This is a genomic window from Zobellia sp. 1_MG-2023 (genome assembly GCF_030549125.1).
GTDB lineage: Bacteria > Bacteroidota > Bacteroidia > Flavobacteriales > Flavobacteriaceae > Zobellia > Zobellia russellii.
The window spans coordinates 455,392-478,397 of the sequence record NZ_JAUOSY010000004.1 but is presented as its reverse complement, the minus strand read 5'-3'; the positions used below and the strand labels follow the sequence as shown (position 1 = coordinate 478,397).

Sequence of the window (23,006 nt, the reverse complement as noted above, 5' to 3'; positions counted from 1 at the left end):
TCCCTTTGGCAAATCAGTTTACACCGATTCCCCACATGGTATTCGTTAATTCTTAAAGTGAATTCCTAATAGGTAAAACCTAAATTATTGAGTCCGCGCTGCACATCTTCGTTTTGCATAAAGAGTTGCCATAACAATCCCGACCTATAGTTCTCAATCATTACTAAAATGGGACCTTGGTCAATGGCCAAATACGCGTCGGCTACCCAAAAATCATTTTGCGGACTAAAAGCATCATAAAAACCGGCAGGCCCTAAAAGCTGGTCTTTTTTGCTATAAAAATACCGTAGTGCCTTCATGGATTCCTCTGGTGTGTATGGCATAGAGCTTAAAGCCGCCGTAGGCGAAACTATTCCCGTATCATTGGACGGACTATGGGCATTATAGCCCAAACTTCCATCCGAATTCCTACTGTAACTGGCGGTAAGCCCCCAACAATCTTCGCCATAATCTTTATAACCTTTAGGGTTATCCACGCAGTAGGCGTAATTGATTTTTGCATGGTTAACCGTAGCATCACCATAATTCACAAAGGCATCGGCCAAGTTACTTGGGTCTAGCCCAATATAGGAGTAGTGTGCCCAGAACAATGGCCCGCCTTTTTGGGAACTACCTGCATGGTTAACAATAAGCGGAATTTCATAAGCCGAAGCGCCATTGGCTATAGCACCAATGGACGCCCAACCATTTTCATATGTATCTTTGGTGATAGAAAAATCAGGGGAAGCCGCTGCCATGACATAGGTTATCAATACTTCATTATATCCCTTTAATTCTAAATTGATGTCAAAACCAAAATCAGGACTCCAATGCCAATACAACGTATTTTTATTTTGCGTGAACCAGTCCCATTCAACATCTTTCCAAAGTGCATCTGCTTTTTCGGCCACTGCCTTTTCTTTGGAACTACCCTCCTTTAAGTATTCTTTTACGCAGATAAGCCCCTGCGCCAAAAAAGAAGTTTCAACCAAATCGGCCCCATTATCCTTTTCACTAAAGGGAAGCGTTTTCCCGTTACGCCCATCTAACCAATGGGGCCATGCGCCATGAAACCTGTCGGCATTTTCCAAAAAAGAAATAATCTTAGACAGTCTTTCAACACCTTCGCTACGGGACACGAAACCTCTTTCCATAGCGACCAAAATCCCCATAAGTCCAAAACCGGTGCCTCCAACGGTTACTGTATTGACGTCATTAGATGGTTCTTGGGGATGATACCTTTCACGCGCAGCACCAGATTCCGTTTGGGCAAAATCCCAGAAATATTTAAAAGTTTCTTTTTGGGTCAAGTCGAGAAGCTCCTCATCCGTCAGCTTCACTTCTTCCTCCCCTACTTCCTGTTCGTCCTCAACAGGTGTTTCCGGAAGTTCAGAAATGCCGATTGCACCACCACCTCCATCATCCGAAGCACATGAAACGAATAGTAACGACACCAAAATTGAAACGAACAATTTACTCATTTGGAATATTTTCCGAACTAAAACCTAATTTTTTCAATCCGCTTTGAACATCAATATTCTTCATAAAAAGCTTCCAAAAAAGTCCGCTTCTGTAGTTTTCTATCATTACTGGAATAGGTCCTTGGTCTATAGCCAAATATCTTGGCACATACCATTTATCCTCTAAACTAAAGGCATCATAAGGACCGTATTTACCAATCAGGGAGTCTTGTTCCGTATACATATATCTCAAGAAGTTCTGACTCTGTTCCGGTGTGTAAGGCATTGAAGAAAGGGCAGCTGTTGGAGAAATAACACCCAAATCCTTATCAGGTCTGTGGCCTGCATAGCCTTTCATGGAATAACTTGAGGTCAATCCCCAAAGGTTCTTTCCGTATCCTTTATAATCATGTGGATTTTCAACCGCATGACGATACTGAATTAATGCATGGTTTTCGTTTAGTTTCCAATAATCCGCATATTGATCCGTTAATCCCTTTGGGTTCAAACCTAAATAGGAATAGTGTGCCCAAAACATGGGACCTACTGGAGACCTATCATGCTCATAATGATTAAGCACAGTACGAAGGCCGTAAAAAGTTGTGTCATTTTTAATTCCTCCACTTTTTGCCCAACCTTGCTCATATACTTCTTTATTAATAGCATGTGTAGGTGAAGAAGCCGCCAAGATATACATGACCAGAGCTTCATTATATCCGCCCACGGGAAAGTTCATCTCCCATTTGTATTCTGGAGACCAATGCCAATAAAGTACATTTTCTCCTTTGGTATACCAGTCCCATTCTACTTCTTCCCAAAGTTTTTGAATTCTGGCCGCCAATTCTTTTTCGCGGGCATTGCCTTCTTCAAAGTATTCCTTAACGGTTAATAAACCTTGAACCAGAAAAGCGGTTTCCACCAAGTCGCCACCATTATCCATTTTACTGAACGGTGTCATCTTACCATCGGGCATAAGCCAGTGAGGCCAAGCCCCATGGAACCGGTCTGCTTTTTCAAGGAAACCAATACTTTTTTCATATCGCTCCAGAGCCTCTTCACGCGTAATAAAACCACGCTCCACACCTACCAAAATGGCCATTAAACCAAAACCTGAACCTCCGGTAGTAATTATATCCTTATCATGCGCGGGATATACATTATCAAGGTGAATACGTTCTCTGGCTAAACCAGATTTAGGTTCCGCTCCTTCCCAAAAGTAATTGAACGTTTGTTTCTGAACGGAATCCAATAATTGGTCATCCGTTAGTTCTTGTTCAACCTTAGATTCGGTTTTGCTGTTTTTATTATCCGTTTTAGAAGGGTTGCCACCACAACCCACCAAAAGCGTGCCTGTTACCAAGGCAATTGTAACTAATTTCATATATTTTTATAAAGTGATTATTGAACTTCTGCTGGGTTTCTTTACATTCCCGAGTTCATAATTTCCTGTATTTCTTCTTTTGTAAGGGCCTTGTCAAATAAACGGAGCTCATCAATCAGGCTTTCGTCTGCCAAGTGGCCCCATTCCGTAAATCTTGGTGCACCAGAACCTATGGATAGCAAATCACATCCGGACCAATCTATTCCACCACTTATCACGTTTTCCGAAACTATTTCACCATTAATGTATAGAACCGCATTTGAACCTGAAATGGAAAATGCCAAGTGTACCCAATCTGCAGATGTGGGATCTATAGCAGCTAAATCGCCTCCATCTAACCAAGTATCAGCTTCGCCGTTGCCAACATTCAATTTAAACACCTGCCTTGTAGCATCACCTTCTCTAAAGAAACGGAAACCACTGGTCCTTAAATTTTGCACCTCTGGATAACCTTCCTTTTCCGTGTCTTCTGGAGCCATTACCAAAATACCTCCTCTACCCGGCTCGGCATTTACTTTATACCAAAGTGAGGCACTAAATTCATCTGAAGTAAGACCATTGGAGGGAACTGTAATATATGAATCCGCTGCTCCAGCGTAAGCACCTTCACCAGCTGCACTTTCTTCGGAAATAGAGGGTGTTCCAACCACATCGGCCTCTATATCCGTAAACAGATTTGTATATGAACCTTCAAAAGGCATATAGAACATCTCTCCTGGAAAATTAGGCGGATAATTAGACACCACAATACCCGAGTCATCTTGAATAATCTGTTTTACTTCATCTTGGGTAATAGCACGATCAAATATGCGCAACTCATCCATTAGACTTAAATCCGACTTATGATTCCAACCTGAGAAGTTAGGCTCTCCGGACATTATGGAAAGTATATTTACATCCGTCCAATCAATACCCGTTAAAGGTCCTTGAGAAACAATTTGTCCGTCTATATAAACTACCGCTTCCGAACCCGAAATGGTAAAGGCAAGGTTCACCCATTCTTCTGACGCTGGATCTACTTCTGCAGCTTCTCCACCATCAAACCAAGAGTTTCCATCTCCCAAACCAACATTTAACTTATAGCGTTGTTTGCCATTGGCATTTTCCCTAAAAAAGCGAAAACCACTGGTCAACACATTTCCTCTACCATCATTTAAAGGTGGACTCATAGCCAAAATACCTGCACGGTCCGGAACCGCATTTAATTTTACCCAGAAAATAGCACTCAATTCCGTATTCTTAAATCGTTCTGGATCTAGGGTCAAATAGGCCCCTTCGGCTCCTGCATAAGCGCCATCTCCCGCTAGACTCTCTTCGCTAATGGAGGGCGAACCTATTTGTTGTGCCTCTTCAAAACTTAACAGGTCTACATATCCACCTTCAAAAGGCATATATAGAATTTCACCGGGGTATTTTCTAATGTAGGCCGGTTCCTTAGTGAAGTTAACTACCTCACTAGTGGACTTACCATCCAAATCTTTGGCAATAACCGTAAGCTGATGCGTTCCATCTTCAAGTTGGTCGTACACTAAATCATTTACGATCAACTTACGGTAGTCTTTAAAACTATTGTAATTGCCTATTCTATTACCGTCAAGCAGTACTTCTACCGACCCCAACTCAATATCATCTTGAGCCTGAAATTTTACCGTAATCGTGGCCAGTTCCTCGTTTACTTTTACCGCAAGACCTTCTGCGGGCGAAGTAATGGTTATGACCGGAGCAGAAGCGTCTGCACCCGGATCAACCTCGGTTAACGCGTCTATACCTTGATCACAGCTATAAAAAAGTGCAGTGAGCATCAAACACGATAGTATATATTTTACATTTTTCATCTTTCTGTTTTGTTAGTTGATTAGATTAATTGTCCAATACAGGAAACTGGTCTACCTGTGGCTGCGGGTAAGGAAGAAAAGTTTTCTCCTCTGTAAACGTGCGGCCATCGTACGTAAGCTCATCATACCTTTTCAGGCGAATCATATCATAGTAGCGCTTGCCCCATTCCATAGCCAACTCGGCAAACTTCTCATCAACAACTTGATCCAAGGTAACACCGGACAAAGCGGGCAATCCGGCTCTATCCCGAACCAAGTTTACCGCTTGATCAGCAGACATAACAGAACCTGTGGCCCCATGTGTAAGTGCTTCGGCATACATCAATAAGATTTCGGCATAACGGATGACGTTGTTATTCTTGTTACTTCCATAATCGGTTCGTCCTTCAATCAATTGATTAGAAGGCAGGTAGTGCTTTCCACTTGAAAAATAACCTCGGGCAAAATCATTTATAACATCACCGTCTCTAGTAACTTTGTTCATAAAGGCGGGCAAATCAGCATACGCCGGGTCAGTCTGTAGTTCGGCTATACCTCGTTCCGTAAAAAGTACACTCGTTTCCAAACGTACGGTTTCACCACGGTCTAACATGAACTTGATAAATTTAAAGCTAGGCTCAAAGAATCCCCACCCGCTGTTGGAACCTTCTACTGCCGGAGTCCAATTTTGTGGACCATAGGGAGCGTATAAATGTGCAAAACGGTCGCCCTCGCCTTGATTAAAGTCCGAGTACTGTAAATCAAGAATGCTCTCGTCACTCAATTTTCCAGGCGCTTTAAAAAGTTCATAAAAATCCGGATAAAGGCTGAATTTTCCCGATGCTATAATCTGCCCGGCAGCATCTGCAACAACCTGATAATTCTCTAATTCTTGATTGGCCAAAGCTTTAATAGCCAAAGCTGTATACTTGGTAACACCGCCTTTAAGATCAGTTCTTTCATTGGGCCGCATATCCGGTAAAACCGGAATAGCCAAATCCATCTGATCAGAAACGTGTTGCATAACTTCTGCCTTGGTAGGTAAAGTCTCTACTTCTAAAAGTAGCTCCGTATCCGAAGATTCAGGAATAAATATTTCTCCATATACCTGTGAAATCTGAAATAACATCATTCCGCGTAATACCTGAATTTCTGCTACATACTGGTTGCCCAATGCAATTTCAGCATCTGTTCCAAATTCTTGGTATCTGGCAATCTGCTCCATAGCGGTATGTGCCGAAATAACATCTGCATAAATGTTTTCCCAAAGCGAGTTTACCATCCAATGGTCCTTGCTGTAATTAAACTTGTCCATTTCCGTAAACTCGGGCTGATCGCCAAGACCACCGGAATTAACATCGTCTCCACGTACGGAAATAATCAGGGGTTGTTCCCATCCCCTGGAATAATAGGCCTCATATGCCCCAACGGTAGACAACAGCATCCCCGATGCATCCGTAAAGTCCGTTCCTCCAGCAAAATTATTGTTCAGTTCAGGTTCGTCCAATTTATCTGTACATCCCCAAACGGCCAGAACCAAAAGCAACACTAGGGAAGGTTTTGAGATTTTTTGTAATAGTTTCATAGTGCTATTTTTATATTTTAATATTTACTCCTACCGTATAGATAGCAGGTATTGGGTATGTATCATTATCTACGCCATTAGGCACTTCCGGGTTAAACCCGTTGTAGTTGAATACCGACAAAGGTTTCTCTGCCGTTACGTAAATACGAGTTCGTGGCAGTCCTTTTATAGCCCCATCCTTATTAATGGTATAGCCTAAAGTGATGTTCTGAATTCTAAAGAAGTCGCCATTTTCGATAAAGAAATCACTTAACTGTTGATTCCAACCTTTTCTAATACCTGCGGAAGAAGGATAACTATTGGAAGTACCCTCACCATGCCATCTGTTCAAGGCAAAATCACGGTCCCAGTTGGTATCATTTGTAAAAATGACCTCGCCCCGCTTACGGTTTAGAATTTTGTTTCCACCTTGACCTAATGCCGCAGCAGAGAAATCCCAGCCTTTATAGTTAAAACCCACATTAAAACCATAGGAATAGGTTGGCAAATAGTTGCCCAACATAACGCGGTCATCTGCAGTAATACCCTCTACCCCATCTTGATCTTTAAATTTCAAATCTCCGGGTACAATGGTCCTACCATTGGCAATTTCTACCTGAGCAGCAGGATTTGCAGCTATTTCTGCATCATTCTGATATACACCATCAACCTCAAGACCAAAGAAAGAAAAGACAGGGTCTCCCACTCGGGTACGTTGTCTGAACTCTGCAGAACCGGTATCAATATTCAATTGACGGTCCGTATCCAGCACTTCATTTTTTAAGGAGGAAAAATTGGCCCCAATAGAGTAACTGAAATCATCCGAAACTTGATCGTTCCAGTTTAAGGCTACCTCAAGACCTTGGTTTCTTATTTTACCCACATTCTGCCGGGTTGCATCAGGAATCAAAGGCACTTCAATAGGAATTACGGCATCCTTGGTATCCCTTACATAATAGTCCGCTTCCAGCGAAAGCCTATTATTTAGAGAACGCGCAGATATACCCACATTCGTTTCTTCCGTAACTTCCCATTTAAGAGCCGTAAAATTACTTGTAGTATTTACCCCGTTCACCATAGTATCACCAAAGGCCGTAGTTACTACCGTAGAAGTAATAGCACCCTCACTACCAGGTACTTTATCATTACCTAGCTTACCCCAGCTACCACGGAATTTAAGAAAATCGAAAACGCCATTGTTTTGCATGAAGTCCTCTTCGGACAACACCCATCCTGCACCAATAGTTGGAAAATACCCCCATTTTTCTTGGTACTTGTTGGTGCCATCTGCACGGTAGGTACCGTACAACAGGTATCTGTTATCATAGTTATAGGAAACTCTACCAAAGAACGATAGACCATACTCACGGCGGCCGTCATCCTTAACATCATCTTGTACTATTGTCTGTGCTTGATCTAAATAATAAGCCTCTTCTCCTGACAGTGGAAAGTTTAACCCTTTAGCCTCCAAGCGCTCAAAAGATTCATCCCTGAAGGAAGAACCTCCCAGAACGGTTAGATTGTGTTTGCCAAAAGATTCGTTATAGGTTAAGGTGTTGTCCCAAATTTGATTTGAATACGTATCGTTACGCTTTAAAAGCTCTGCATTTTCCCGTTGAAAACCGTTTCCTATAAAGTAAGGCAAACGCACCTCTCTACGCTCAATGGTTTCAAAATTATGATTGTACGCTGTCTTAAAAGTCAATTTTTCAGGAATGATATGTACCTGGGCATAAAAATTGGCCAGCACATTTCTGATTTTAGACCGTAGTTCGCTATTATCCATGGTCGGGAACGGATTCTGTCCGCCACGATATCCCAAATCCTGTGCATTTGCATAATTCGTAGGGAATACATTTTCGTTACCCGCCAGATTTTCATCATATACCGGAAGAATAGGAACCGCGTAATACGCCAATCGGAAAGCAGAGTTTTCCGCATCGTAACGGGTTGCGTTACTTATCACCATATTTCCTCCAACGGTCAAATTATCGTTTACCTTAAAATCTATCTTACTTCTAAGATTAAAGCGCTCATACTCATTCTTCATTTTAAGGATACCCTGTTGCCCAAAATAGTTGGCCCCAATGGCATAGGTAGCATTATCACTACCGCCGGTAACTCCCAAACTATGGTTTTGAATCAGGGCCGGTCTCAAAATTTCGTCGTACCAATCTGTATTTACATTGGGTACATTTGGGTTGATTCTGCTACGGCCGTAGCGTTGCATAGCATTATCTATAAATTGAATGTCAGGTGCAGAACCGGATTCTTGTGCTAAGGTTACGAATTGCTCGGAGTTGGCCAGTTTCAAAACGTTCTGTGCCACTTGAAACCCAGAATACCCATCATAAGTAATCTCGGCCTTCTTATTGTATGCTCCAGATTTGGTTTCTATAAGCACTACCCCGTTAGCTGCGCGTACACCGTAAATAGCAGCGGCCGATGCATCTTTTAATACCGAAATAGAAGTAATATCCGATGTATTTAAAAAGTCGATATCATCAAAGAACATTCCGTCTACCACATAAAGTGGACCAGAAGCACCTGTATCGTACGAACCGATACCACGCACACGAATTGTTGGACCTTGACCGGGGCTTCCGTTGCTCACCACTTGTAGACCGGCAACTTTACCTTGTAAGGCCTGCATAGGTGAACCCGTTGGTGTAGCGGCCAGCTCCTCTGCCTTAATTGTGGTAATGGCAGACGTAAGGTCTTTTGACTTCATTTCGCCATACCCTACAACCACTACCTCATCTAAAGCTTGAGCATCTTCCGATAAGGTAACATTAATACTTGCTTGCCCGTTCACGGCAATTTCTTGAGATGTAAAACCGATATAGCTTACCACTAATGTTGCATCTTCTTCTACACCGTTGAGCGTGTAGTTTCCATCAAAATCGGTTTGGGTTCCTGTTGTGGTACCTTTTAAAACGATACTTGCTCCCGGCAGGGGTTCTCCATTGGCATCGCTTATTATACCCGTAACAGTAATTTGATCTTGGGCAAACAATACCAGTTGAAAGAGAAAGAAGCATATCGATAAAATAATGTTTCTTATTTTCATAATTGTACAAAAGTTGAGTTATAAATTTATCAATCTGTTAAATTCAGGCACAAGTTATCAAAAGGACCTCCTCACCTATTTGAGAAAGGGTACATAAAAAGTACATCAGTCCTATTTCTGGGGGTAAACCCCATAATACACGCCATTTGCAGTAGTCCGAATGTTAAGCGAACATTAAACTTTAACATAGTGATGTAGTGTTGATGTAGTGGTATAATCTAATGAAAATTAGATATGTAAGAATTGTATGGTTATAACACCACCTATTTGAACTTGATCAGAAAATTGGATAGGTTTTGTGAGCTATCTATCCCCAATTTCTTTCGTAGCCTGTACCTATGTATTTCTACGCCCCGTATAGAAATAGCCATGAGAGGTGCTATTTCCTTACTGGATAAATTCATTTTTAGATAGGCGCAAAGTTTAAGGTCTTTAGGAGTTAGTTTTGGGAACTGCTGTAATAAATTATCAAAGAAGTCATCGTGAAGTTCCTTGAAATTGACTTCAAAATTCTTCCAATCTTCATTCTCGTTAATAGACCCATCCAGTTTTTTGGTAAGTGAACGGTAACGTTGTTTGTTTGGGAAAGCATCCTTGTTCAAGACCATTAAATCCTTTAACTCTAGAATAAGCTCGTTCTTTTTGGCTACGCTCATTGTGGTTCGGGCCAATTCCGTTTGTTTATGTTTTATTTCTTTCTCCAGTTTTTCTTTCTCCAATTGTGCCAGACGTTCTTCCTGCTCCCGCTGCAGTTGAATTTTTAAAATCTTATGTTTTCTTTTTAATTTTTGTCTGTTGTACCATCGCACGCCCAAAACAATCAAAATTAAAATCAATGCATACCCTATCATACTTAATCTAGAGAGGTACCAAGGAGGTGCTATGGTAAAGGAAATAGTTCTAGGACTGCTCATTCTGTTATCCATAGTAACGGAGTGCACCTTCAACTTATAATCACCATGAGGCAAGTTTTGAAATTCCACTGTACCTTCTGTACGGTATTCCTTCTGCTCCAAAGGGCCATTTAGTTCATAATAGTATCTGGGCTGCACCATACTAGGTACAGCTAACTGAAGTTTTATAGTATGCGCATTGGTATAGGGTACCTTAAAAACCGAATCTTTAACCGCATACCTCACCTGATCATCCTTAAAATAAGTAAGCTCAGGTATGGGAATAGCAGTGGTATTTAACTGCCGTTGCAATTGGGCAATGTTGATTTTTGCAAAACCATCGCTCAAAGTTAACAGATAGATAGAGTCATTACGTTTTACCCCTCGCTCCATATCGGGCATTAAGCGTTGGTTCAATTGGGTTTCACTAATGGCTATGGTGTTATTCCGTAAATCGGTATACAGAAGTTCCTTGGTATCAGCATCCTTTAGAAACCAAAAGTGCTCGCCATCTGAGTAAATAAGCGATTTGTTGGTAAAAGGTTCAAACTCATCTAGAGTCGCTATTTTCCCAACTAGCGGGTCGTATTTAAACCAATTGCCTTCACTTTGTATTACAATTTGGTTTTTAATACGATACAACCTTACGTTGTAAATATTGGGTAATACAGTGGTGTCAAAAGCTATTTTCTCCTCAACCTGGGTTAAATCTCCATTCAGTTTAAAACGAAAGAGACCCTTATAATGGTGAGCGGCCCAAATGGTATGATTGTCTTCAAAACACAATTGTTTTACCGGAAAATCTATTCCTGTAACCGTACTCACGTTCCAGCCATTACCAGAATCCTTTATATACTTGGTTACCCCAGTATATGTACCTTGCAAAAAAACATTGTTCTTTTCTGGAACCTTTACAAATTGATAACCCCCGGCACGATCGGATATTTTGGTAAGTTTCTCTCCCTCTACTTTATAAGTTCCCGTATTATGGCCGGCCAAAATATCATTGGCAATTATTTCCAGGTCCCAAACATGGCCTTGTGAACCTTCAAAAAATTGAAGTTCATTATCCTTAAAATAGTAAATACCCGTATTGCTACCCAAATACATAGCGTTATCCTGTATTGCAACATCATGAGTTGTACCCAGGGCTCCTGTATGATCCGTATAAAATGTTATAGCCGAGTTAACTTGAATGCGGTCCATACCACTCTCCAGACCTACCCAAAATTGATTGTTAAATTTAGCTAGGGATAAAACCGTATTATTTTGAAGTCCTGTTTTTCTATTCAAATTACGATAGGACCTTGAAGCGGAATCAAAAAGATAAATTCCGTTTTTAATGGTTCCAAAAGCAATTTCACCCGTCTCCAAAGCAATCAGCTTGTTGAGCTGATATTTCTTTAAAAGGCTGTTCATATCTTTATCCAACGATACAAACTGCCCGTTTTTGTATATTAAGGCACCGTTTAATTGTGTGCCAATGAGTAATCCACCTTTAAAAGGCGTCATATCCGTTACCGTTTGGTCTTTAAGTACGTCATCATTTCCTATGGGTTCCAACTTTTCTCCATTCAAAACATACAGTCCCATGTTTTTGGCCGCTACGTAAACCTTGCCATCATAAACGGCCAGCCCCGTAATCACAAAATCAGGATCTACTACCGTAATTCGCCCCTCTTCATACTTGTAAAGAGCCGAAAACGACCGAAAGTAAACAACCTCATCAACAGGTAGAATCTGCCAAAATTCTTCACTTGTAAACGTATGGCCCTTAATTAAATGGGTAAGCGAGGTATAATCAAGCTCTCCCGTTGTGGTAGTTTGCCAATACCCGAATTCCTCATAGGAGCCTGTGTAAACCCTATCTTTTACTGCAGCTACCGATCGTACAATTGTAGCATTGGGTAACTTGTTCAAAATCCACTCCTCACCATTAAAAGAAAGCAGCCCCTTGTCATTGGCTGAAAAAACATGACCTTTTTCATCTACGGTCAACCCCCAATTTTGGGCTCCCGCATTGTATTCAAAAACTTTATAATTATAAATGGGCGGCAATAAGGTTTGAGTGCTTGAGACCCATGGTAATAGAAATAACAAAAAGCATATATAGTATCCGTTTCTCATCTACATTAATTTCTTTTCATGTTAACAGAAGTAGCGCTAGTATATTCGCACTATAAAAGCAAAGATAAACAGTTTAAAGAAGCTTATAAGTACGGGCAAAATAATCAGTGCCTCTCTTTAGTGGGAATTGTTCAACAACACACAATACAGATGAAGGAAGGAAAACGCCCTGAAAACGGGTAGAATTATGTAATTTTGCCCATTGTACTTTGAAGATATAAGCTGTTTATTGAGAAAATACAGGGTATTTCACACTTTATACACTCCGTTGTATCTGGAGCTGTATCACAAACACCTATTTAATTTATGAATATGATGAAAGAACATATAGTTTTTATGCGCAGGGCTATTGAAATGGCGTCCAAAGGAATGAACTCAAATGCTGGTGGCCCATTTGGCGCGGTAGTGGTAAAAGATGGTGAAATCATTGCCGAAGGCCACAATAAAGTAACCTCTACGAACGACCCTACCGCGCATGCAGAAATGGTAGTCATTAGGGAAGCATGTAGTAAATTGAATAGTTTTCAACTAACGGATTGTGTAATTTACACCTCTTGTGAGCCCTGCCCTATGTGTTTTGGTGCTATTTACTGGGCAAGACCTAAAGCGGTATACTACGGCTGTGATAAGGCCGATGCCAAAGCAATAGATTTTGATGACCAATTTATCTATGACGAACTAGATAAAGAAATGGGAGATAGACAAATCTATTTTAAGCAAATGCTACAAGATGATGCCGTTCAAGTTTTTAATAACTGGGCAGAAAAACACGATAAAACTAAGTACTAGTGTTGCCACCTAAAATTTATATTCTATTTAAAGAAGCTTTCCACTGAATCTAGACGACTATGACCGAAAAAGAAAAGATGATCAATGGCGAAGTTTATGATTCCCGTGACGCGGAACTTCTTAAAATGTATCATAGGGCCCGTAAGTTATTACAAGCCTATAACACTTTGGACTCAGAACTGTTAGAAGAGAGGGAGCGACTTTTAAACGAGTTGCTTGCTAAAAAAGCTGCTGGCGTATGGATAGAGGCTCCCTTTTTCTGTGACTACGGAAGTAATATTTCTATAGGCCAAAACACTTTTGTCAATACCAATTGCATGTTTATTGACAACAATACAATTTCTATTGGCGAAAACGGGTTAATTGCACCTTTTGTACAAATCTACACCGCTACTCACCCCATTAAAGCCGCAGACCGGGTTATTGAAGAGGCACAGAGGTTCCGTTATTTAACTCACGCCAAACCCGTTGTAATTGGTGATAATGTATGGATTGGGGGCAATTCTATTATTTTTCCCGGGGTAACTATTGGTAACAACGTAACCATAGGTGCCGGAAGTGTTGTAACCAAAGACATCCCTAATGATGTGCTAGCTTATGGCAACCCGTGCAAAGTAATTAAAGCCCTTTAACCAAAAGTATTTCTTTATCATTCTTTATAGCTGACCATTAGAAAGGTTTTGGTCTATTCTACGACCCATCTGTAAATCTATACGATTTAGTTATGCCACAGGAAATAGAGAATATAGTTTTCTCAAGATTTGTAAATCAACCCGTTCCTTTTGAGCTGATTTCACTACAAGAACTCTATGATAGATGTGGGCGAAGTTCGTATGACCTTTCCGTTCCGCATAGAATAGAGTTTCATTGTTTAATTGTAATAACAGCAGGGACAAGCACGCACAAAGCAGATTTTAAAGAAGAGCTATTATTTCCCGGTATTATTCTTCCTATTACAAAAGGACAAGTACATTCTTTCAATAAAGACCTCACCGTAGAAGGCTATGTTGTTTCTTTTGATGAGACATTTATAATGCATAACATGAGTGAGAAAAACCTATTTCACTTCTTGCACGTTTACCATTCACCATGCGTACATATTGGCCAAGAAAATTTGAGTATCATTCAGCCTTATATAGAAATTCTATCCACAGAACTTAACAGTGAAAAATTAAACTTAAAATCCGAGTTTTTACAATCGGCATTTATGCTTCTTCTGCTTCAAATTAAACGTTTATCTATCTACAAACACAAGACTTTTGAGAGTCAAAAATTTAAGGATTTCATCAAATTCAAACAGCATATCTGTACGCATTATAAAGAAAACCATAATGCTAAAGAGTATGCGCATATGATGCAAGTAAGCTATAAGTACTTAAATGATATTTGTAAAGAAATAACAGGAAACACTGCAAAAGTCTTTATAAACAATTGGCTACTTCTAGAAATAAAACGAACTATTTCCGAAAACAAATACTCTTCTCAGGAAATTGCCTATAGGCTAGGCTTTAAAGAACACTCCAATTTTATTAGGTTCTTTAAAAAGCATACTGGCACTACTCCAAGTAAATTTAAAATTACTTAAAGGGTTAGATATTGACTATTATTAAAAAAGGAAAGATAACTCAAAACAAAAGGTGTCCGTCTAATTTTGTCCTTATAAAACTAGTTAAATGACACTTTTAGAACAGACGGAAAAGGTACGCCAAAATGTAATGAACAGGATGCCACAGCCTATTATTGAAAACTTTAAAAACGATATTCAACAACTTCGCGAAAACAAGCTAAGAGAAAAAGCCCTACAGATAGGAGACCATATACCAAATGCCCTTCTCACCGATATTACAGGTAACGATTTTCAGCTAGCAAGTCTTCTTTCTACAGATTATTTGATACTTAATTTTTATAGAGGGGGATGGTGCCCTTATTGTAATATGGAACTTAGGGAGTATGAACGGTTAAAAACCGAATTTCAAAGTTACGGGGCGAACATTTTGGCCATTAGTGCAGAGGTTCCGCAATTAGCGGCACAGACCCACGCGAAAAATGAAATCACTTTTCCGCTTGCTACGGATAAGAATGCTGTATTCATGAAAGAAGTAGGCATCGTATTTTCCATAAGTGAAAAAGCTCAAAAAGACTTCGTTGGTTTTGGCATGGACTTTAAAAATATACATGGAAATGAAAACTTTGAACTTCCTGTACCGGCCATTTATGTAATTGATAAAAATTTAAAAATAGCTTTTGTACACATTGAAGAAGATTATATGACCCGTTTAGAACCCACAGAACTATTGAAGAAACTTAAAAACAACGAAATTTAATTCAAATGAAAAAAGACAAAACCATTTACTGGGTATCAACAATCTTACTATGCCTTTTATTTATAATGGGAGCTATGATGTATCTATTCAATTATCCAAGGGCTGAGAGTTTCTTTATTAGCTTAGGGTTTCCCACATGGATAATCTATCCATTAGCGGCCCTAAAAATAATTGCTCCTATTGTTATTCTTGTGCGAAAATCCCTTTTCTTAAAAGAGCTTGCCTATGCAGGTTTTATTTTTGACGCATTATTGGCTCTAGTTGCACATCTAATGGTACGTGATGGCGAATATATGTTCGCCATTCTAGCGCTAATTTTTACCGTTGTATCCTGGGTTTACGATAGAAAAGTATTTGGCAGGTTAAAACAACAATTTACTGTCCACTAAATAACTCACCCCCAATATTGTTTACTCTAATTGGAAAAAGGCAATACCTTTCTATTTTAAATACCTTATCTGTAGTGGAGATTGAAGCTTCTTTGAAAATTCTTCCAAATAACTTTCCCATTCCTTAGCATTTGAAAATTGTCCGCTCTCTTTCCAAGCAAACCCGGCATAGTATTTCGCAGTACCGTCTTTTACCTTTAGTTGGGCATACACGTTATTTTCATCTGGCTTCCCATTTTGATATTCTTCAACTGCTATTAAGTCTTTTGAATTACTAATAATAGCCGTACCCAATTCTGATTTTCCGTGTGGCTGCCAGTAGCTTACAACACCTTTGGACTGGTTTATAGTGGTCTTACCATCATTTTCGTGCATTGTCAAACCTGCAGAAACCTTGTCCGTTCCTTCAATTTTAATGATAAATTGAGAGAGGTTAGAACCATAATCCAATGATATATGCTTTTCTTCCGTAACAATGTCTTCCCCAGCATTCCAATCCCCATATTTTAAAACAAAGCTTGTTCTAATAGGCCCGGTAGTTACTCTTTCATAACTGACAAAGTTCTTTGAAACATGGTACGTACTATCTTTTTTAATCGCAATACCGCCCACGCCCCTACTCACTCCAACATGAAAATTATCCAAACCTTCACCTGTATCTTTATGATAAGTTCCATCGGTTTCCAGTTCTTTTTTATACCACTTGTTGATAATTGGGTAATCTACCTTTTTTAACCAGGCGTCTATTCCGCTAGACAGAGTTCCTCCGGGAACACCGTCTTCTTTTAATTTCTGGGCCGTTGGGCCATAGGTTCTAAAAGCTACACGATTGTTTTCCCAAGCATAATCATCTGTACGCTCGGGAACAAACCGTGAGTAACAAGCGGGTTCATTCGCTTCTTCCACAACCTCTGTAGACGGAATAATCTCAAAAGTCTTTACCTCATTGGGTTGCATAGTAGGTTGAAACAAAAGCTGGTCAAAACGCCCATCTCCGTCATTGTCTACAGCTTGCGAAGTTATTTTCGCTTTTGTGGACGAATCAATAAGTTCATACGATTTTGCCGATGCCAAAATTCCTTGTTTAAAAGGAACGGCATGTAAATCTATTTCCACCGTTTCAAACGAACGAGATTCATTTAACGGATTCTCTATCTCAACTTGATAGATTTCTTGGGCGGCGTCCGCGCAACCTAAATGTACTAATGCTCCATAAACCCCAATGGCAACTAATACCTTTCTTTTCATAAGCTTATTTTTCGTTGGATGGTTTTCCTATAGTGGCCAAAATTCCTCCATCAACATATAGCACATGTCCGTTTACAAAATTACTTGCCTCTGAGCTTAAGAAGATGGCCGCTCCTTGAAGCTCATTGGGATCTCCCCATTTGGCCGCTGGGGTTCTATTGATAATAAATTCATTGAACGGATGCCCGTCAACCCGAATAGGTTCTGTCTGTGACGTCGCAAAATACCCCGGTCCAATTCCATTTACCTGAATATTATGTTTGGCCCACTCCGTAGCCATATTCTGGGTAAGCATTTTTAAACCTCCTTTGGCAGCTGCATAAGCCCCTACGGTATTTCTTCCCAGTTCGCTCATCATGGAACAGATATTAATAATCTTGCCCTCTTTACGTGCAATCATACTTTTGACTACATGTTTTGATACAATAAACGGACTCACCAGATCAACATCTATCACCTGTTTAAAATCCGACACTTCCATATCTTCAAGAGGGGTTCTTTTAATAATACCCGCGTTGTTCACAAGAATATCAATCTCACCTACTTCTTTTTGTATTTTTTGAATCGCTTCTATTACAGCCTGCTCATTAGTTACATCAAATTTATAGCCGTGGGCGGTAATACCTTCTTTTTTATATATTTTAAGCGCCTCATCTATCTTTTCTTGTGACGAGTTTCCATTTACGATCAACGTGGCACCGGCATTCCCTAAACCTTTGGCCATAGCCATTCCCAATCCGTGTGTACTACCCGTTACTAGGGCTACTTTTCCTTTTAAATCAAATAACGAAATACTCATATCTATCTTAATTCTGTAATTTTTGCTACATCCATATCATTATAATCAAGGTTCTCACCTGCCATACCCCAAATAAAAGTATAGTTAGAAGTTCCCGAGCCACAGTGAATTGACCATGGTGGAGAGATTACCGCTTGGTGGTTCTGCATCCAAATATGACGGGTTTCTTGAGGTTGTCCCATAAAATGGCACACGGATTGATTTTCAGGCACATCTGTATATAAATAAACTTCCATACGACGGTCATGAACATGAGCAGGCATAGTATTCCAAACACTTCCTGTTTTTAATTCAGTCATTCCCATTTGAAGCTGACACGTAGTAACGATACCTCCAATAATCATTTGATTCACGGTCCTATGATTGGCCGTTTCCAAACTACCCAACTCTAATTTATTAGCCTCTGCCCTACTAACTTTTTTGGTAGGATACGAAGCGTGTGCCGGAGCAGAATTAAAATAGAACAGAGCAGGCTCATTTGCATTGTTGCTCTTAAAAATAACTTCCTTTGCACCTGACCCAATATATAATGCGTCTTTATGCTCAATTTTATAAGAGGTTCCATCTACTTCTATGGATCCGGAAGCTCCTACATTAATTATCCCTATTTCTCTTCGCTCTAAAAAAAAACTGGACTTCAAAGGGTCTATCGCTTCAAGATGCAATGAGGTTTCTGGAACTGCCCCACCGGTAATATATCTGTCGTAATGGGAGTAGGTCATGTTCACTTTTCCCTGTTCCAGTAGATTTTCAATCAAGAACTCATCTCTTAATTGGGTAGTATCATACCCTTTTACAGCTTCTGGACTTGAAGCATATCGTGTTTCGTAATTCAATTTCATGTTTAAAAACAGTTTCGGTTATGTTTCGTTTCAATTTTATTTTCAGCAGGATAAAAGTACTTGTTAACGATGCAACCGTACGGGGCAAATAATCCAAAATAAGGGGGGCAATCGTTCAATATTCCGTATTCAGGGGGTTAAGCGGTACGCACATTAATTATAGCTTAGAGAATTCACCAAAGAATCACTAACTTTTACCTTTTATAACACCTTATATAATGAAGTTTAAATTTGTTCTTTTTGTTCTCTTTTGCTTTCTCGTGCAATTGCAAGCACAAACAACCTACAAGGTCAAAGAAGAACTTAATTTTAAGAATTACACTACGGAAGAAGGTCTTTCACAACGTTCTGTAGTTGCCATTGCCCAGGACCAGCAAGGTTATTTATGGTTTGGCACACGTTATGGCCTGAATAGATTTGATGGTCATGAGTTCAAAAATTACTACTACGATGCCACCAACGAAAACAGCCTGAGCAATAGCTGGATCAAAGTATTGTACAAAGATGGGGACGGTACGTTATGGGTAGGCACTAAAAACGGACTGAACACCTACAACCCAAAGACCGACAGCTTTGACCGGGTGCAAATTCCCAACAAAGAAAACAAACCATTTAAAGGAGAAATATTTGATATTATTTCTGATGGAAATAAAGGGGTATGGGTAGCTTCTGATAATGGTTTAACACAAATGCATACAGGTTTAGAGGCCAACAGTTTCAATACGTCACATGCGCCGGAAGCCTTAAATTCAAACAGGGTGCTAGCGCTTTTGAGAGATGAGAATAATGTCTTATGGGTAGCTACCTCAAAGTCAATCCTACTATATGACCTAGAAAATAACCAAATCCAAACCTATAGCTATCCCGAAGGTCAATATCCTGAAACCACAAAGAACTATCACACCGTACTCTTTAAAGATAGCTCTGGAACCGTTTGGTTAGGATATAATGGTGGACTTGCGCGTCTTAATAAAGATAGCCTAGAGTTTATAGATTTAAAAAGCGATAATAATACAAAACGAATTACAAGCCCCGTCCGTACTATTTTTGAGGACGATAAAAAAAACCTCTGGGTAGGCTCATACAATGGTTTATACATTTATAACAGTAAAAACAACGAAATAACCCATTATGAAAACAATCCTGAAAACCCTAAAAGCGTAAGCCAAAACTCCATTTATAAAATAACCAAAGACTCCAGGGGAGACATCTGGATCGGGACATGGGCCGGTGGGGTTAACTATTTAAACCGGAAATCCAATGTTTTCAAGAATTACCAAATAGGGCCTAATGGGTTAAATTACCCAGTGGTGAGTTCTATTGTAGAGACCAAAGTTGGAAATCTTTGGATTGGAACTGAAGGTGGTGGACTCAATTATTTTGACCGATCTACCAACAGATTTACATACTATGTTCACAACAACGCCAACAAAAATTCTATCTCCAGTAACAACATAAAAGGCATTGCTAAGGGTCAAGATAATAATCTATGGGTTGGCACACATGACAAAGGACTATCTTTTGCCTCGTTTCAGAATAAAAACTTAGCATTTGAAAATTGGGAGGACAAAGTACATACGTTTTCTAATTTCTCCAATAATAGGACTACCTGCCTCCTTAAGGATAATACCAATAATTTATGGGTAGGAACGGACAACCGTGGACTCAATTATTATGACACCAAGACTGGTAAAAGCTATAGAATTGGAGACCCGGACGGCATTTTAGGCAACTTCATCACAGTAATAGCCCAAAGCAAACAAGAGAAAGTGCTTCTAGTGGGTGGCGAAAAAGGACTTGGTTCCATTGCTATAGATACCAAAGAAATAACCCCTATTCAATTTAAAGAAGACACCAAAACACCTTATAACATTAGAAAGGTTATTAGTGTTTACCATCAGTCCGAACATCAGTATTGGATAGGTACCGAAGGCGACGGGCTCTATTCGTTCAACTCGGATTCTAAACAATCCGTTAGGTACGGAATCAACAATGGGCTGCCAGATGAAGTCGTATACGGCATTTTACCTGATGACCAAGGCCATATATGGTTGAGTACCAACAAAGGTCTTAGCAGATTGAACGTTTCCACCAATGAAATAAAAAATTACTCACAATCGGACGGGTTGGTAAACAACGAGTTTAATTACGGTGCGTATCTAAAGACCAAAAAAGGGGAATTGGTTTTTGGCGGAATTAATGGCTTTACGGTATTTGACCCTAGAAAAATAGAACAGGACTCCTTTATTCCCCCCGTGCTCATTGAAAATTTGAGAATAGCCAACACCTCCGAAAATAAAGTTGGCCACAATTCTTCAAAGTTTAAACTGGCCTATAATGAAAACGATATTAGTATTGATTATATAGCATTGGATTATTCCAGGCCTAGGAACAACCAATATGCCTATATGTTAGAGGGGTTTGACTCTAAATGGAATTTAATTGGCAATCAAACCAAAGCTACATACACCAATCTTGACCCCGGCAATTATACTTTTCTTGTAAAAGCCAGTAATAGTGATGGCGTTTGGAACGGTAAAATAACCTCTTTGGACATTCACATAAGTCCACCTTTCTGGCTTACTTGGTGGGCATACTTAATTTATGCCATTCTATTTGTGAGTACTTTTTTATTGATTAGGAGGTATACGCTTATCCGTATTAAGGAACGTCATGATCTGAGAAAGGAACGTCAAGAAAAAACGCAGATTCAGGAACTGAACCAATTAAAACTACAACTTTTCACCAATATTTCCCATGATTTTAGAACACCACTTACCCTAATTACGGCCCCATTACAACGGCTTATTGATGAGAAGAAAGGTGATGCTCAAATGCAACGCCAATTAACGGGTATGCAGCGTAATGCACGTATTTTGCTGCAACTTATAAATCAGTTGTTGGATTTTAGAAAGGCCGAAAACGGGAAATTAAAATTAGCCTTTTCCAAAAACGATGTTATCCCATTTATTGAAGAAACCAAGGCTTCTTTTAACGACTTGGCTAGGGACAAGGCCATACAATTTGAGCTTAATGTTCCAGAGCCTCCCTTAGAAGTTTGGTTTGACCGAATTGAGATGAAAAAAGTGGTCTTGAACATTTTAAGTAATGCGTTCAAATTCACCCCTCCTAATGGTAAAATAAGTATAGATATTTCCTCAGAGGCCAATGAAATTAACATTAAGATCAAAGATACCGGAAGAGGTATCCATGAAAAGGATATTGAATTTGTGTTTGACCGATATTATCAACTGGGCCAGAAAAATGATTTACGTTCTGGAACAGGTGTGGGTCTTGCCTTGGCAAAGGATATTGTAGAACTCCATAACGGACAGATACAGGTAGAAAGTGAGTTGGGCAAAGGTTCCTGCTTCACTATTTGTCTACCATTGGGAAAAGAACATATAAACCCTGAGCTCCTAAGTTATGATGAATACAACAATGAAACCGATTTACTGGATTATTACGACCCCTCCATCCTCAAATCTACTTGGGTAAAAGACGAAATTGACAATGAGACCGACAGTAAACGTGACGATAATAAACAAACCATATTGATTGTTGAAGATAATATAGAGGTGAGGGCTTTTGTAAAAGGTATATTCAATAAAGAGTTTAATATACTTGAGGCAAATAATGGATTTTCAGGAATTAATCTAGCAAAGAATAAATCCATAGATTTAATTATTAGCGATGTAATGATGCCTGAAATGGGAGGTATTGAAATGTGCGAAACCTTAAAATCCGATGTGCTTACCAGTCACATACCGGTTATCCTTCTTACAGCAAGAACCTCTTCCAAAATTCAAAAAATAGGTTTTGAAACAGGTGCCGATGCCTACGTGACCAAACCTTTTGAAGCGGATTTATTGAAGTTACAAGTACAGAACCTTTTAGCCACACGTCAAAAACTGGTAAAAAAGTTTAGGACAGACTTAGTGTTAGAACCCAGCGAACTAGAATTGGTTTCTACGGACGAAGTATTCCTTAAAAATGCAATGGATATTGTAGAGAAGAACATAGCAAGTGCCGAACTTAACGCAAGCTTCCTAAGTGAAAACATTAATATGAGTCAATCTGTACTGTATAGGAAATTGAAAGCGCTAACAGGCAATACCATTTCAGAATTCATTAGGGGCGTTCGCTTAAAAAGGGCCGGGCAACTTCTACTGGAAACCGAATTGAATATTAACGATGTAGCTTATGAGGTAGGTTTTAATGATATTAAGTATTTCAGATCATGCTTTAAAAAAGCCTATGGCAAGACACCATCCGCTTTTAAAAAACAGGCCAATTTGGAAGTCAAGAATATTTAAAGAACGTAAAA

At 39.6% G+C, this 23,006-nt stretch carries 15 protein-coding genes; 6 read left to right on the top strand and 9 right to left on the bottom strand.

Annotated features, from left to right (window positions below):
- Positions 1-65: 65 nt before the first annotated feature.
- The 6 genes from Q4597_RS11425 to Q4597_RS11400 all read right to left on the bottom strand — a co-directional run bounded on the left by Q4597_RS11425 (position 66) and on the right by Q4597_RS11400 (position 12,288).
- On the bottom strand, positions 66-1,460 hold the full coding sequence (locus tag Q4597_RS11425) for a glucoamylase family protein (protein ID WP_303406316.1): 1,395 nt from the start codon (positions 1,458-1,460) through the stop codon (positions 66-68).
- A complete protein-coding gene (locus Q4597_RS11420) occupies positions 1,453-2,820 on the bottom strand; it encodes a glucoamylase family protein (RefSeq protein ID WP_303406315.1) in 1,368 nt (455 codons plus the stop codon). The genes Q4597_RS11425 and Q4597_RS11420 overlap by 8 nt, the downstream gene beginning before the upstream one ends.
- A gap of 41 nt (positions 2,821-2,861) precedes the next feature.
- On the bottom strand, positions 2,862-4,655 hold the full coding sequence (locus Q4597_RS11415; RefSeq protein ID WP_303406314.1) for a LamG-like jellyroll fold domain-containing protein: 1,794 nt from the start codon (positions 4,653-4,655) through the stop codon (positions 2,862-2,864).
- A gap of 25 nt (positions 4,656-4,680) precedes the next feature.
- Positions 4,681-6,219, bottom strand: a complete 1,539-nt coding sequence (locus Q4597_RS11410) for a RagB/SusD family nutrient uptake outer membrane protein (RefSeq protein ID WP_303406313.1) — start codon at positions 6,217-6,219, stop codon at positions 4,681-4,683.
- A 10-nt stretch (positions 6,220-6,229) separates the two neighbouring features.
- Positions 6,230-9,268, bottom strand: a complete 3,039-nt coding sequence (locus Q4597_RS11405) for a TonB-dependent receptor (RefSeq protein WP_303406312.1) — start codon at positions 9,266-9,268, stop codon at positions 6,230-6,232.
- Between the two features lie 263 nt (positions 9,269-9,531).
- Positions 9,532-12,288 (bottom strand): LuxR C-terminal-related transcriptional regulator, encoded by a 2,757-nt coding sequence (locus tag Q4597_RS11400; RefSeq protein WP_303406311.1) that lies wholly within the window; start codon positions 12,286-12,288, stop codon positions 9,532-9,534.
- A gap of 315 nt (positions 12,289-12,603) precedes the next feature.
- Between Q4597_RS11400 and Q4597_RS11395 the strand changes: the two genes are divergently transcribed.
- From Q4597_RS11395 to Q4597_RS11375, 5 genes are all read left to right on the top strand, one after another.
- Positions 12,604-13,077, top strand: a complete 474-nt coding sequence (locus Q4597_RS11395) for a nucleoside deaminase (RefSeq protein WP_303406364.1) — start codon at positions 12,604-12,606, stop codon at positions 13,075-13,077.
- A 59-nt stretch (positions 13,078-13,136) separates the two neighbouring features.
- Positions 13,137-13,709: a sugar O-acetyltransferase gene (locus Q4597_RS11390; RefSeq protein ID WP_303406310.1), complete on the top strand. Its 573-nt coding sequence runs from the start codon at positions 13,137-13,139 to the stop codon at positions 13,707-13,709.
- 92 nt (positions 13,710-13,801) lie between these two features.
- Positions 13,802-14,662: an AraC family transcriptional regulator gene (locus Q4597_RS11385; protein WP_215914322.1), complete on the top strand. Its 861-nt coding sequence runs from the start codon at positions 13,802-13,804 to the stop codon at positions 14,660-14,662.
- An 88-nt stretch (positions 14,663-14,750) separates the two neighbouring features.
- Positions 14,751-15,401: a peroxiredoxin-like family protein gene (locus tag Q4597_RS11380; RefSeq protein ID WP_215914321.1), complete on the top strand. Its 651-nt coding sequence runs from the start codon at positions 14,751-14,753 to the stop codon at positions 15,399-15,401.
- Positions 15,402-15,406: 5 nt separating this feature from the next.
- Positions 15,407-15,790, top strand: coding sequence for a DoxX family protein (locus tag Q4597_RS11375; RefSeq protein ID WP_215914320.1), 384 nt, complete (start codon positions 15,407-15,409; stop codon positions 15,788-15,790).
- A gap of 51 nt (positions 15,791-15,841) precedes the next feature.
- On the opposite strand, the gene Q4597_RS11370 is transcribed toward Q4597_RS11375, so the two are convergent.
- The 3 genes from Q4597_RS11370 to kduI are packed head-to-tail and all read right to left on the bottom strand — an operon-like array spanning position 15,842 to position 18,679.
- Positions 15,842-17,038: a DUF4861 domain-containing protein gene (locus Q4597_RS11370; RefSeq protein WP_303406309.1), complete on the bottom strand. Its 1,197-nt coding sequence runs from the start codon at positions 17,036-17,038 to the stop codon at positions 15,842-15,844.
- 4 nt (positions 17,039-17,042) lie between these two features.
- Entirely contained in the window at positions 17,043-17,837 is a 795-nt protein-coding gene (locus tag Q4597_RS11365) for a gluconate 5-dehydrogenase (RefSeq protein WP_303406308.1), read from the bottom strand.
- Between the two features lie 2 nt (positions 17,838-17,839).
- The gene (kduI, locus tag Q4597_RS11360) at positions 17,840-18,679 is read right to left on the bottom strand and encodes a 5-dehydro-4-deoxy-D-glucuronate isomerase (protein ID WP_303406307.1); all 840 of its coding nucleotides are present in this window, start codon (positions 18,677-18,679) and stop codon (positions 17,840-17,842) included.
- A gap of 218 nt (positions 18,680-18,897) precedes the next feature.
- On the opposite strand from kduI, the gene Q4597_RS11355 reads away from it, so the two are divergent.
- Entirely contained in the window at positions 18,898-22,995 is a 4,098-nt protein-coding gene (locus Q4597_RS11355) for a hybrid sensor histidine kinase/response regulator transcription factor (RefSeq protein ID WP_303406306.1), read from the top strand.
- The last annotated feature ends 11 nt before the right edge of the window (positions 22,996-23,006 follow it).